The sequence below is a fragment of the Novosphingobium rosa NBRC 15208 genome (assembly GCF_001598555.1).
Taxonomy (GTDB): domain Bacteria; phylum Pseudomonadota; class Alphaproteobacteria; order Sphingomonadales; family Sphingomonadaceae; genus Novosphingobium; species Novosphingobium rosa.
In genome coordinates this window covers 15,513-28,997 of sequence record NZ_BCZE01000066.1, presented here as the reverse complement: position 1 = coordinate 28,997, position 13,485 = coordinate 15,513, and the positions used below count along the sequence as shown (strand labels likewise).

At 64.2% G+C, this 13,485-nt stretch carries 10 protein-coding genes; 4 read left to right on the top strand and 6 right to left on the bottom strand.

The features are described from left to right. The first annotated feature begins 7 nt into the window (after positions 1-7). From SR3_RS22280 to SR3_RS22265, 4 genes are all read left to right on the top strand, one after another. A complete protein-coding gene (locus tag SR3_RS22280) occupies positions 8-643 on the top strand; it encodes an RNA polymerase sigma factor (RefSeq protein WP_068090846.1) in 636 nt (211 codons plus the stop codon). Continuing rightward, a complete protein-coding gene (locus SR3_RS22275; protein WP_068090844.1) occupies positions 549-1,610 on the top strand; it encodes a FecR family protein in 1,062 nt (353 codons plus the stop codon). Before SR3_RS22280 ends, SR3_RS22275 begins: the two co-directional genes overlap by 95 nt. Positions 1,611-1,725: 115 nt before the next feature. After that, entirely contained in the window at positions 1,726-4,902 is a 3,177-nt protein-coding gene (locus SR3_RS22270; protein ID WP_157099031.1) for a TonB-dependent receptor, read from the top strand. Between the two features lie 22 nt (positions 4,903-4,924). Next, a complete protein-coding gene (locus SR3_RS22265; protein ID WP_068090840.1) occupies positions 4,925-5,365 on the top strand; it encodes a nuclear transport factor 2 family protein in 441 nt (146 codons plus the stop codon). Positions 5,366-5,380: 15 nt separating this feature from the next. On the opposite strand, the gene SR3_RS22260 is transcribed toward SR3_RS22265, so the two are convergent. The 6 genes from SR3_RS22260 to SR3_RS22235 are packed head-to-tail and all read right to left on the bottom strand — an operon-like array spanning position 5,381 to position 13,361. Then, entirely contained in the window at positions 5,381-6,691 is a 1,311-nt protein-coding gene (locus SR3_RS22260) for a hypothetical protein (RefSeq protein WP_068090838.1), read from the bottom strand. Further along, positions 6,691-8,010, bottom strand: a complete 1,320-nt coding sequence (locus tag SR3_RS22255) for an MFS transporter (protein WP_084455831.1) — start codon at positions 8,008-8,010, stop codon at positions 6,691-6,693. Before SR3_RS22255 ends, SR3_RS22260 begins: the two co-directional genes overlap by 1 nt. 55 nt (positions 8,011-8,065) lie before the next feature. Next, entirely contained in the window at positions 8,066-8,908 is an 843-nt protein-coding gene (locus tag SR3_RS22250) for a class III extradiol dioxygenase family protein (protein WP_068090835.1), read from the bottom strand. Positions 8,909-8,912: 4 nt separating this feature from the next. Continuing rightward, on the bottom strand, positions 8,913-9,179 hold the full coding sequence (locus SR3_RS22245; RefSeq protein WP_068090833.1) for a hypothetical protein: 267 nt from the start codon (positions 9,177-9,179) through the stop codon (positions 8,913-8,915). Positions 9,180-9,183: 4 nt separating this feature from the next. After that, positions 9,184-10,479: a hypothetical protein gene (locus SR3_RS22240; RefSeq protein ID WP_068090832.1), complete on the bottom strand. Its 1,296-nt coding sequence runs from the start codon at positions 10,477-10,479 to the stop codon at positions 9,184-9,186. Beyond that, entirely contained in the window at positions 10,479-13,361 is a 2,883-nt protein-coding gene (locus SR3_RS22235) for a TonB-dependent receptor domain-containing protein (protein ID WP_169805690.1), read from the bottom strand. The genes SR3_RS22240 and SR3_RS22235 overlap by 1 nt, the downstream gene beginning before the upstream one ends. Positions 13,362-13,485: the final 124 nt, after the last annotated feature.

Genomic DNA, 13,485 nt, shown 5'->3' with positions numbered 1-13,485 from the left:
GGACTGCATGACCATGGATGCCGAGCGCAGACAATGGTTCCGCGAGCGGGTTCTGCCGCTTGAACCCAGGCTTCTGTCCTTCGCGCTCCGCCTGTGCGCGGGCCAACAGTTGGATGCCGAGGATCTGGTGCATGAAACCTTCGCCCGGCTGATGGCCTATCCCCGTTGGGATGAGATCGACAATGTGGCGGCTTTCGCGACGCGCATCCTGAAAAATCTGGTGGTGCAGGAAGCGCGGCGGCGCAAGATCATGCCGATCCACATGATGGCGGATCTGGAACTGCTGGCCCTGGCCGATGACAGCCCCGGCACCCATCGCGTGGTGGAAGCGCGCGACGAGCTGAAAACGCTGATGCGGCTGATCGAGGATCTGCCCCCGCAGTGCCGCAAGGTGATGACGCTGTGCAAAATTTACGGGCTTTCCTATGCGCAGATAGCGGTTGAGCTTGGCTTGAGCGTCTCAACAGTGGAAAAGCACGTGATGAAGGGGCTGCGCCTGTGTGCGGAGCGGCTCGCCTGGGAGCCGGGCCCCGAAACGGATCGAGGACATGGTGGAACCGAGCGGTCAGACGAGCGAGAGGCAAAGGGCCAGCGAGGAGGCGGCGCGGTGGCTCGTCCGCCTTTCCGCTTCCCCTGGCGCTGAGGATCTCGCGGCGTTCGAGGCCTGGCGCGGCGCGAGCCTGGCCAATGAGATCGCCTATGCCCGCGCCGAGACGGCATGGAGCCGCCTTGACCGGCTGAGCGCCTTGCGCGACCCGGCCCTGAGCCCACAGGAGGCCGTGGCCGCGATCGAACCGGCACTGGAACGGGAACCGGTTATCGAGCCGGTCATCGTCCATCGCCGGCGCCTGCTGCCCCAGTGGGCCGGGCTGGCCGCCAGCCTGCTGCTGATCGTGTCGATCATCTCGGTCATGGCCTTTTTTCTCGGCGTGGCGCCGGCGCCGGCTTATGCCACCGGCATTGGTGAGCGGCGGGTGGTGATGCTGGCCGACGGAACACGGATCGAGCTGAACACAAACAGCAGCATCACCGTCCATTACGCGGCAGGCAGTCGCAGGGTGGATCTGGAGCGGGGTGAAGCGGTGTTTCGCATCGCGCGTGATGCCCGGCCTTTCGAGGTGATCGTAGGGCAGGTCCATTTGCGCTCCGATGGAGCGGAAGTGGGGGTCCGCCTGCTCGATCAGAGTGCCCGCGTCACGGTCACGCGGGGACAGGTCAGTGTGCAGGATTTTGCGGAGGAGGCCCGCAGCGCCATTCACAATCTCTCCTCCGGCTCGATGGCGACGGTCTCGGCCACGGTGTTCCGCATGACCAGCCTGTCGGATGAGGAGATCCGCCGCGATCTGGCCTGGCGGCAGGGCGGCATCGCGCTCAATGGCCAGACGCTGGCCGAAGCGGCGCTGGAGTTTAATCGTTATAACCGGCGGCAGATCCATGTCGCTGATCCGCTGGCGGGTAGCATGCATGTCGGCGGTTATTTCGACACGTCGGATATGGACGGTTTTCTCAAGGCGGTGGTCAGCACCTTCCCGGTGCGTGTTTCGGCAGAAGCCTCCGGTGATGTGTCAGTGACAGCTGACCGCATGCAGGGTGAGGCATCGGCACATTGATCGTGACGCGTTGAGGCAAATATTTTTCAGGCCGGAATGGAGGTCGGCTCTCCGACGCACGTCAAAGAAAAGAACCATGAGCGCCGCCAGAGCGTGAAAGGGAAGAGGACATTTCGTGAAGCGCAGGCATCTGGCACGGGCGTTGGCCTTGCAGCCGCTGCTGCTGGCCGCCGTGCTGCTGAACGTGGCCCCCGCGCAGGCTGGCCCTGCCGACGCGCGCCACAGCTTCGATATACCCGCCCAGGATGCCGCAAGTGCGTTGCAGAGCTTCGCGCGGCAGGCAGGCAAACAGGTGCTGTTCCCTTTTGACGCGGTGCGGGGGCGGACGGCACCGCGCATCACGGGCACATTGCCCGATGGCGAGGTACTGCGGCGACTGGCGGCGGCGGCTGGACTGGAGGTGTTTTCCCAGGATGGTCACACGATCGTTCTGCATGCCCCTTCTGCGCCTAAGGTGACTGCGCGGCCGCGCCCGGCACTCCGTTCGGAGCCGTCGGCGAGCGCGGTGATGGCGCTGCAAGAACGGGAGAGGTTGACCAGACCACCCTTGCGATCCCCGCCGCCCGCGCAGGACATCGTGGTCACCGGATCGCGCGTGATCGCCAGCGGCAGGGACAGTCCCACGCCGCTCACCGTCGTGAGCAGCCGGGAGCTGATGGAGATCCAGCCCGGTTCCCTGGTGGTGGCCCTTCAGAATTTGCCGGTCTTTCAGGGCTCTCTGGGACAGGGTACGGGCACGGGTGGCAGCACCGGAGGCCCGAATGGCGCGGCCAATGCCGTCAACCTGCGCAATATGGGCCTGTTTCGCACGCTGGTGCTGTTTGACGGCAACCGCATCCAGCCCACTGCCAATACAGGCCTCGTGACGCTCGATATTCTGCCGCAGATGCTGATGAAGCGGGTCGATGTCGTCACCGGGGGCGTTTCGGCGGTCTATGGTTCGGATGCGGTTTCCGGCGTGGTCAATTTCGTCACCGATCATGGCTTCAATGGGGTGAGGTTGAAGGCGCAGGTCGGCATCTCGCAACTGGGCGATGACCGTACCATCGATACCGGCGTGGCGGTCGGCACGCGCCTGCTGGACGGGCGCGGGCATTTTGAAGCCAGCTTCGAATATTTCGACGACCCGGGAATTTTCGACACCAGCAGCCGCGCGCTCGGCAATGGCTGGACGATCGAGGGGGCGGGCACTGCGGCCAACCCCTATCGGCTTTATTCCGGAGTGCGCGCGGCCACCACCAGCGCCGGAGGGCTGATCCGCAGCGGGCCACTGGCCGGCTTGAACTTCACCCAGAACAGCGTGCTTTCGGCCTTCCAGCACGGCACCTCCACCGCCACCACCGGCTTCGAGCAGGGCGGCGATGGGGGCTATTACGGCAACACCTCGCTCAAGGCCGCCTTGCGGGCCAAACGGGCCTTCGCGCGCTTCGATCTTGATGTGGGGGACAGCAGCCACGCTTTTGTCGAGGGTTTCGGCACGCTCAACACCAACAGCTACGCCAATCAGAGCCTGAGCTTCACCAATGTGGCGATCAGCGCTCAGAACGCCTTTCTGCCCGCGCAGTATCAATATGGCGTCCCAGCGACCACCTTCACCATGAGCCAGATCCCGCAGAACATCGGCCCCCATGTGAGCCTGTTCGACAATCGGGCCTATTGGCTCAATGCGGGCCTTGAGGGCAGGATCGGCGGCTGGCGCTGGCAGGTCAGCGCCGTGCATGGTTTCTCGCAGCAGATCTGGACCACGCTGCGCAACATCAATTACGCGAAGCTCTCCGCCGCGCTGGATGCGGTGAAAGATCCGGCAACGGGGCAGGTGGTCTGCAATGTCTCGCTGACCAATCCGGGGCTCTATCCCGGCTGTGTGCCATTGAACCTGTTCGGGCCCACGGCGGCCTCGGCGCAAGCTCTGGCCTATGTGACGGACACCACCCGCTCGGTGGCGACCAATGTGCTTGATGAGGAAGGCGCTTCACTGACGGGCCAGCCCTTTGCCCTTCCGGCGGGGCCGGTGCAACTGGCGGTGTCGGGCGAATGGCGGCGGGCGCGTTTCGATGCCAGCAGCCCCATTTCGCCCACCGATTATGCCGATTGTACCGGGCTGCGCTTCAACTGCGTGGCGGGCGCCACCAGGCTGCATCAGGTCACCTTCGCCTCCGTGCCCCCGGTGCGGCAGCGCGTGTGGGAACTGGCGGGCGAGGCGGATCTGCCGCTGGTGAAAGACAGGCCCTTGCTGCGGGCGCTGAACCTCAATCTGGCGGCGCGCCTCGCCCATTACGACAGTTTCGGCAGCGCCTGGACCTGGAAGGTGGGGCTGGACTGGAAGATCAGCGACGCATGGCGGCTGCGCGCCACCCGCTCGCGCGATTTCCGGGCGCCCAATCTCAATGACCTCTATGCCGCGCAGATGATCAGCCGCACCAATGTGGTCGATACGTTGACGGGGGCGACGCTGGTCAATGCGCCGTCGTCCTCGGCGGGCAATCCGGGGCTGAAGCCGGAGGAGGGCGACACGCTGACCGGCGGATTGGTCTACACGCCGCATTGGCTGCCCCATGCCAGCCTCTCGGTCGATGCCTATGACATCCGCATCGCCAATGCGATCACCACGCTTAATGGCTCCTCCGCCACGATCCAGAGCCTGTGCAATGCCAGCGGCGGCACGGCGAGCCTGTGCACGCTGATCCAGCGCCCCAATGGCTATGGCGATACCAGCACGGCGAACAATGCCACGCTGTTCTACAACATCCCGCTCAATGCCTCATGGCTGCACACGCGGGGGCTGGATGTCGAGGGCAATTATGCCGCGCGCCTGCTGGGCCGCCCGCTGTCCTTGCGGGTGATGGCGACATGGCAACCCGTGCTGCGTCAGACGACGCCGGGCCTGGCCAGTGATCTGGATATGGCCGGCTATGCCTATTCGCCCATCGCGGGCATGGGCAGCACGCCTGAATGGCGGGCGACGGGCGTACTGACCTGGGGCCCAACGGATCACTTTCGAATGACACTGATCCAGCGCTGGCGCTCCGGCCTCAAATGGAACGCCGATACCACGCTGGTCTATGCCATACCCGATATTCCGGCCTTCGGCTGGACCAATCTCAACCTGTCCTGGACCCCGCAAAGCGCCATGGGGCGGGCGGAGTTCTTCCTCAACATCCAGAACCTGCTGAACGCCAGCCCGCCTATTGCCACCAATTCGCAGGCCAATCCGGGCGTCTTTGGCGCCTATATCAGCAGCGACGATTACGTCGGGCGCTATGTCACCGCCGGTTTCCGGCTGAATTTCTGAACCTGCACCAAGGAGATTGCCCATGTTTCGTCTGCTTCCAGTCGTGGCTCTGTGCGCCATGCCCAAGCCGGTTCTTGCGCAGGTCGCGCCTGATGCCGCGCTGATCGCGCTGGAGGATGCCCGCTTCAAGGCGCAGGTCGATCAGGATCTGCCCGCGCTGACCAAGGCCATTGCGCCCGGCGCGATCTATATCCACGCCAATGGGGTGATCCAGACGGGCGGGCAATATCTGCATGATGTGCAGACCGGTGCCTCACGTTATCGCGCCATCGAGGCGAGCGAGCGTTCGACCGAGATTTTGGGCAATACCGCAATCACCCATGCGTTGGTGAAGCTGCATGTCGGCGCCGATGCGGTGGCGGACAAGACCATCGTGGCGCGTACCACCGGTGTTTATGTGAAAACGGGCGGACGCTGGCTGGTCAAGAGCTGGCAGTCGACCGTGGTGCCCTCCGCCCGATGAGGAACGGCGCCGGGCTTACTGGCCCGGCGCTTCCCCTTCGATCATGGCCAGAGCCCTGGCCACATAGCCTGTCGCCGCGCAGCCGCGCTTTGCCGTGGTGGCGGTGGCTTCATAGGTGCCCAGCGGGTAATCGCTGTCAGCCACCACATAATGCATCGGGCCATAGCTGGTTGCCACGAGGAAGGTGTTGGCCAGCGGCGAGGCGTTTTGCAGCCGCAGGCCCACCTGTCCGCTGATATCGGAATCCGAGGAGACCAGCGCCAGGTCACCCAGCTTCATCACACCCATGCGCAGATGGGCCGGCGGGGCATCGGTGTCGTGAAAGTCGCAGCGCGGCAGGGTGGCGCCGGGCGCATCGGAGCAGCGGTCGGGCAGGTTGAGCGGCGTGGTCGCCTTGCCGGGGCAGGCGAGATCGTCCAGCAGGGTGGAGATCGGCACATGGTCGGTGTGCCGGTCCATGGTCCGCGCCACGGCAATGGCTTCCTCGCCCAGCACTGTGCCCATGGCGTCGATCAGGGCACGCGGGTCGGCGCCTTGCCAGCCGCTGCCTGCCTGATCACCGGGGCGATAAAGCGGATTGCCCGCCGAACCGATGGTGAAGATCGCCACCGTGTCGCCGCCGCCACGCTGTTCCACATAGCGCTCGGCGGCACCGGGCACATCGCCGCTGATCTGGCCTGGCAGGGCCATGGCGATCACCGGATTGATGGCATAGTTCATCAGCAGGGCGATGGGTTTGCCTTGCGGCGTTTCGAAGCTCACCACGCCGAGCGCCTTGCTGACCTTGACATCATCGGAGCGGTCGATCTGCTCGATCCAGCGGCCCAGCGCGGTAGACCAGCCGTTCTTGCCGCCCACCAGCCAGGCCTTGCCTTGCCCCACGCCCATGCGGGCCGGTTGCAGCCTGCCTTCGGCCTGTGTGACGGCCTGAAGCGCGGCGGCTTTCACCTGATCGACATAGACGGGCGAGCCGGGCAGCAGAATGCCGCCCACCCTGCGGTCCACGCGTAGCGAATTATGCGTGTGGGTGGAGGCCAGCAGCACATGATCGGGCGCGATATGAGCGGCCTTGGCCACAGCGGCGGTGATCTCCGCCGAGGCATCGGGCGAGATCATCGGCACATCGGCCACCACGATCAGGGCGCGGCTGTTGTCTCCCTCGATCAACACAGCGCGTAGGAACAGGGGATCGCTCACCTTGGGGAAGACGGCCTGCCGGTCGGTCTGCGCAGGGATGATATCCACTTTCGCGGCCCCGACGCGTAAGGGAGCGGCGTTGGCTGTCATGGGCAGGGTGGCAAGGGCAAGAGCCAAACTCAAACGCATCAGTCAGTCTCCTCGGCCACCACACGGGGGGACCATTCGGGGCGCAGCAAAATGGCAGCCGCCGCCGCGCCCAGTCCCAGAAACAGCACGATCACCTTCATCGGCGCGTCATAGCTGCCCGTCACATGCAGCAACCAGCCGGAGAGGCTGGCGGCGACACCGCCCGACAGGCCCGCCGCCACATGCTGGACCCCCACGACCAGACCGATGGCCGGCGGCGGGATCAGCGTCACCTTGGTCAGGGCCAGATTGTTCGAACTGGCAAGGCCCAGGCAGGACAGGGAGAAGATGTTCCAGAACAGTGCCCAGTCTAGGCTGTTGGTGTAGGCCCCCAGCACCACCGTGCAGCCGCCCATGAAGCCTGCCACCACAAAAGCCTTGCGCGTGGTGACAGGATCGCCGCCGCGTTCGATGATGCGGTCTGCCGCCCAGCCGGCGGCCAGCGTTACGACGGCAATGCCGGCAAAGCTGAAGAAGGTGTAGACCCCGGACTGGTTGAGTGAGAGTCCGCGCTGCTCCACCAGATAGGAAGGCATCCAGGTCACGCAGTAGAAGGTGAAATAGCTGTAGCAGAAGTTGACGATGATCCCGCCCCACACCACCGGCGAGGCGATGATACACCGGAACGGCACCGAGGAGGCACGTTTGCGCGCCTCTGGCATGTCTTCGCGCCGGGGCAGATCGTTCCTGACCATCAGCAGCCACGGCACCAGCCAGATCAGGCCCAGCGCGCCTGTCACCAGAAACATCAGCCGCCAGTCATAAGCGACGATCAGCCATGCGGCCACCGGCGCGCCGATGGCGGTGCCGATCTTGTTGCCCATGGTGAAAATGCCGATGGCGCTGCCGATATGCCGTTCCGAGAGATTGTAGCGCATCCAGCGATAGGAGGCGGGCATCACCACCGCCTCCATCGCGCCCACGATCAGGCGGGTGAGGAACAGCGCCCAGAAAGCTGTCATCGCCCCCGCCATTGCAGTTGCCGCGCACCACAGGGCGAAGGCGATGGCATAGGGCATCTTCACGCCATAGCGATCGACGATCCAGCCCATGGGGATCTGGGCCAGCGCATAGGACCAGAACAAGGCCGATCCCAGCCAGCCGCGCCCCGCCGCGCTCATGGCGAAATGGCGGTTGAAGTCATGATTGGCAATGGCGGCGGACAGGCTGGCCCGGTCTGCGTAAGCGATCAGCACGCCAAAGCTGAGCAGGATCAGGATGGACCAGTTGAGTGCGCTGGTGTGCGCGGACCGGGCTGGCCCGGCGGAGCCGGGTGGCGGCGTGATGGTCTGGTTAAGCCCATGGGTGCCTTGGGTCATAGGATGTGTCTCCCGCAGGCGGGATCTTGCGCCCCGCCTGCCGTGTCATGCGCCTTCAGGCGGGCTGATCCTCCAGCAACATCACGGCGCCGCCGGTATGCGAGATCGGCGCGTGATAGAGGCTGGCGGCGACCTTGGGCGAAGCGCTTTCCAGTGCGCCGCGCATCACCAGCCAGGTCATCAGCTCCACCCCCTGCGCGCCCGCCAGATCCACGATCTGATCGTTGGTATGGGTGGCAAGCACCTCAGGTTCAGCGACGATCTTCTCCATGCAATGCCTGTCGAAGTCCTCGTTGATCTTGCCGAATTCACCCAGCTCATGGGAAAGGCCGCCGCTGCCGATCACCAGCACCCGCGCATCGCCGACATGCGAGCGCACCGCCCGCCCGATCGCCTGCCCAAAGGCAAGGCAGCGCGAAGGCTTGGGGAAGGGGGGCTGCACGGCGTTGATCACCACCGGGATGATCGTCACCGGCGGCACGCTGTTCGCGCCCCAGATCAGGTCCAGCGCGGTGGTGCAGGCATGATCCAGCTTCATGGCGCGGCAGGCGGAGATATCGAATTCGTCCTCGATCAGCCTGTTCACGATATGCCAGCCGAGATCCGGCGCGCCGGTGAAGACGCGCGGTTTGGGCGGCCCGAAGCCTTCATCGGCGGGGCGGTATTCATCGGCCAGACCGACGGCGAAGGTGGGCATGTTGTCGAGGAAGAAGTTGAGCCCGTGATCGTTGTAGATCACGATGGCGACGGTGGGCCTGGCCTCCTCGGCCCAGTCCCTGATCTCGTGAAACGTGTCGAAGAAGGGTTTGAAGGCGACCTCTTCCTGGCGCCCGGCGTTCAGCGTGCGCCCGATGATCGGCACATGCGATGTGCCCATGCCGGCAAGAACAGTGCTCATGGGATCAACCCTCCTTGGGGGCGCGGAAGGCCCGGTCGAGCTTGGCGAAGAAATACATGTTGCCACCGGCGTTCAGCAGCCGGGTCTTGTCCCGGCTGAGCGCGGCCTCGCGTTCTTCGGCGGAAAGCTGATAACGGTCGCAATAGGCGCCCGGATCGGCGGCATAGGCGGCACGGTTTTCCGCATCGTTGAGCGAGTAGCACATGGCGTTGAGGGCATAGCCCTTCCGTGCCGCCTCCTTGTGGAACTTGCCCACTTCGACATCGTTCATCGGATCATCCTTTCTTGCCTGCCTGCCGGATCAGCGCCTGCGCGCTATCGATAAAGCCCTGCGCCGCGCAGCCGCGCTGCGCCATGGAGGCGGTGACGCGATAGCTGTTGGAAGGATAGGCCGCGTCCTCCACCACATAATGCATCGGGCCATAAAGCAGCGAGATCAGCGCCGTGTCGCTGTCCGCCCCGCTTGCCTTGCGGAAGGCCTGCCACACCGGCTTGGTGATGTTGGCATCGGCCTGCACCAGATCGAGCCCGCCCAGCTTCACAACGCCGATCCGCAGCGGCACCGGGGCGGTGGGCTTGTCGGTAAAGATGCAGCGGGGCAGGCTGGCGCCCGGCGCATCCGAGCATTTGTCGGGCAGGTTGAGCGGCGTGGTTTCCTTGCCGGGGCACATCAGGATCTTGGCGGCGGCCCCCATCTCGATCACCGGCTCGGTCCTGGCCAGCGCGGCGGTTTCGATGATCTCCTCGCCCAGCAGCGTGCCGGTCGCCTGGATCAATGCGGACAGATCGGCCTGAGGCAGGCCTTTGCGCGGCCTTGCCGAATAGGGCAGGCTTTCAGCCGAGCCCACCGTGTACAGCACCACCGCCTTGTCACCATAGCGCTGCTCCACATAGCGTTCGGCAGCGCCTGCCAAATCGGCATTGACCTGCGTGAGATCGGAGAGGGCAAGCACTGGTTCGATGGGGGCATTGACCAGCATGGCGATGGGCTGGCCATCCATGCCTTCCACCTTCAGCACGCCGATATGGCGGTCGATGGGGCCGTTCTCCTCGGGCTGGCCCTGCCGTTGGGGGCGGGGACCGCGATCGGCCAGCAGATTGGTCTGGCCCATGGCATAGCCCGCCCGGGCTGGTCGCAGATTAGCCGCTGCCTGCTTCACCGTGGCCAGCATGGTGGCGATGGTTTTCTCGGTGATGACCGCTGACCCCGGCAGCATGATCCCCACCGGATTGGGATCGATGCGCACCGCATTGTGCATATGGGTAACGGCCAGGATGACATGGTCGGGCGTGGTGCCGCCCGCCTGCGCCACCTGTTCCACCAGCCTGGCATAGATGCCATTGCCGATGGTGGGCAGATCCCCCACCACGATCACGCTGCGTTGAGCGCCATTGTCCAGCACCAGCGCGCGGATATAGATGGGCGAGCCGATGGTCTTGAAGGGGGCGGGCAGTTCGCTGACCGCAGGTGTGATATCGGCCCGCGCTGCCCCCGCCCGCAGGGGGGCGGCGACGGCGTGGGATGCTCCGCCCAGCAACAGCGCGGCGGCGAGGAGAAGGCGCGCGCGCATCAGAACTTCATCCTCGCGCCCACGGTGAAGTAGCGGCCGATATAGTCGTCCGTGGCCACATAGGCGCCGAAGACGCCCGGATTGGCCTGGGAACTGGTAAAGATCGGCGCGGTCTGGTTGAACAGATTGGTGACGTTGACGTAGAATTCTGTCTCGGACGTCTTCGGCTTCCACGAAAGATTGAGGTTGGTCCAGCCAAAGGCTGGGATCTTGGGAATGGCATAAACCAGCGTGGGATCGGCATTCCACTTGAGCGAGGAGCGCCAGCGCTGGATGATGGTGGCGGTGAACGTATCGGTGGGGCTGAAGTTCAGGAAACCGGTTACCCGCCATGCGGGCGTGGCGCCGATGCCGATCGAGGAATAGGCAGCGCCTGACACTTCCATGTCGGACAGGCCCGGGGTCACCTGCCGCAAGGTCGGTTGCCAGGTGGCCATGGCCCGCAGCGAAATCGGGCGGTTGGCGATGGTGGTGGCGTAATTGGCCTCGAAATCGATGCCCTTGGTTTTCAGGGAGGAGGCATTGACCGGGATGTTGTAGAAGAAGGTGGCATTCTGCGCCACCCCATTGACCGCCGCCGGGCGCACGATCAGCGCGCAGAGGCTGGAGGTGCCGCCGCTGGCGTTGCACTGTTGCTGCACGCTGGCCGAGGTGCCGTTGATGGCGGTGATGGCATTGGTGATCTTGATGTCATAGGCATCGGCGGAGAAGCTGAAATGCGGCAGCCAATGCGGCGTATAGACCAGGCCCAGCGTCAGCGTGTTGCCCACCTCGGGCTTGAGGTTGGGGTTGCCAGCTGTTGAATATTGCTGGTTGATCAGTGTCGCGCCGGTCAGCTGGTCGACGACATTGCTGCGGCTGATGGTGTTGCCGGCATAAAGGTCGTTGAGGTTGGGCGCGCGGAAGTCACGCGAGCGCGTGGCGCGCAGCCGGATATCGTCCGAGACATGCCAGTCCACGCCGACCTTCCAGGTCCATGCGCCGCCGAAGGTGTTGTAATTGGCGTAGCGTGCGGCAAGGTTGAGATCGAGCGCTTTCAGGAAATGAACATCGCGCGCCAGCGGCACGTCACCTTCCAGCGCCACTTCGCCCACGATTTGATGGACCTGGGGCACGATGGCGAAGGTCACCTGATGCAGGCGCGTGCCGCCCACAGTGCAGTTGAAGCGCAGGCCGGTGCAATCGGCATAATCGGTGGGCGGCACCTGGCTGTTGGCGTTGAAGCCTGTCTTCCGGTATTCGCCCGAAAGGGCCATGTTGACCGGCCCGGCCCAGGTGCTGAAGGGCGCGCCGGTGATCGAACCCGTCAGTTCATCCAGCGTGGTGTTGGCCCAGCTTGTGGTCGTATCTGTGACGTAAGACAACGCCTGCGAGGACGCTGCGGTCGGCCCGAACAGATTGAGCGGAGTGCAGCCGGGATAGAGGCCGGGATTGGTCAGCGTCACCCGGCAGACGATGTTGCCGGTGGAGGGATCCTTCACGGCATCGAGCGCGGCGGAGAGCTTGGCATAGTTGATGTTGCGCAGCACGGTCTGCTTTTGCTGCGAAAAGCCATGGCTGGCACCCACCTGCCATTTGAAGCCACGGCCCAGATTGCCGCTCAATCCGCCATTGATCCAGTAACTGGTCGTGTCGAAATTGCTGACATGCGGCCCGATGTTGAGCGGGATCTGGCTCATGTTGAAGGTGGTGGCGGCGGTGCCATATTGATATTGCTCGGGTAGGAAGGCGTTCTGCGCGCTGATCGCCATATTGCTGAAGCCCAGCGACTGGTTGGCATAGCTGTTGCGATTGAAGGCGCCGAAGCCTTCCAGCCAGAATTTGGTGGTGTCGGTCACGTCATAGTCAAAGCGGCTGTAGACGCGCTTGGACCGCAGCGAGCCCTTGAGCGAGGTGTTGTTGTAATAGCCGCCATCGCCGCCGGTCTGGAAGCCGCTGGTGGCCGTGGCGCCGCCCGCCTGAAAGGGGGATAGCACGCCATTCTGGGTGAAATTCTGCCCGGCCAGCGGCCCGCTCGTGATCAGCCCACCAAAGCTGGTGCTGGCCACGCGAGTATTCGAGTAGAGTCGGTAGGGATTGGCCACGGTCCCCGCGCCCTGAATGGTCCATTGATTGCCATTGGTGCGCTGGCTCTGGTCGAAGATGCCGGGATCATTGAAATATTCGAAACTGGCTTCGAAATGGCCGCGTCCATCGAACAGCTTCTTGCCCACGGCGATGCCGGTATCCAGTGTGGGATCATCCCCCAGTTGCGAGATGCCATATTGCGCCTTCAGCTTCACCCCGTTGAACTTCTTGTCGGTGACGAAATTGACCACGCCGGAAATCGCATCCGAACCATAAACGGCTGAAACGCCCCCGGTGACGACATCGACCCGCTGCAAGAGCATTTGCGGGATCATGTCGATGGTGACGAGACCCGTGTTGGCCGAGGGTTGAACCCGGTTGCCATCAAAAAGCACCAGGGTACGAAACAGGCCCAGATTGCGCAGATTGACGGCATTGGCAGCACCGTTGGGGCCGCCGGTGCTGCCGCCCGTGCCCGTGCCCTGACCCAATGAGCCCTGGAATACGGGAAGATTTTGCAGGGCCTGCGCCACCGTGCCGGGCTGGGCCTTCAGCAGATCGTTGGCGCTGATGATGGTGGTGGGCGTGGGGCTGTTGTTGCCGTTGGAGATCACGCGTGAGCCCGTGACCACGATCTCCTGATCGGTGGGCTTGGCGGGGGACGGACTGTCGGGTGTGGCGACCGGTGCGCTGTCTTGCTGCGCAGCATTGCCGGCCGGGGTGCTGGCCGCATGAACCACGGTGGGCAAGGTCATGCCTGCCATCAGGGCCCACAGGGCCGGGCGCAGGGCAAGCGTCTTCTTTCTGGAAATCACGGGTGTCATCCTCCTCCGCGCGCTTTTGGGCGCTGTCATGCCTCTCGACGCTTGGAAGAGGATGGACCTCCACTCGGTCTGGATTTTATTCTGGAGGATTGAGGCATGCCCATGTTGAACAGGT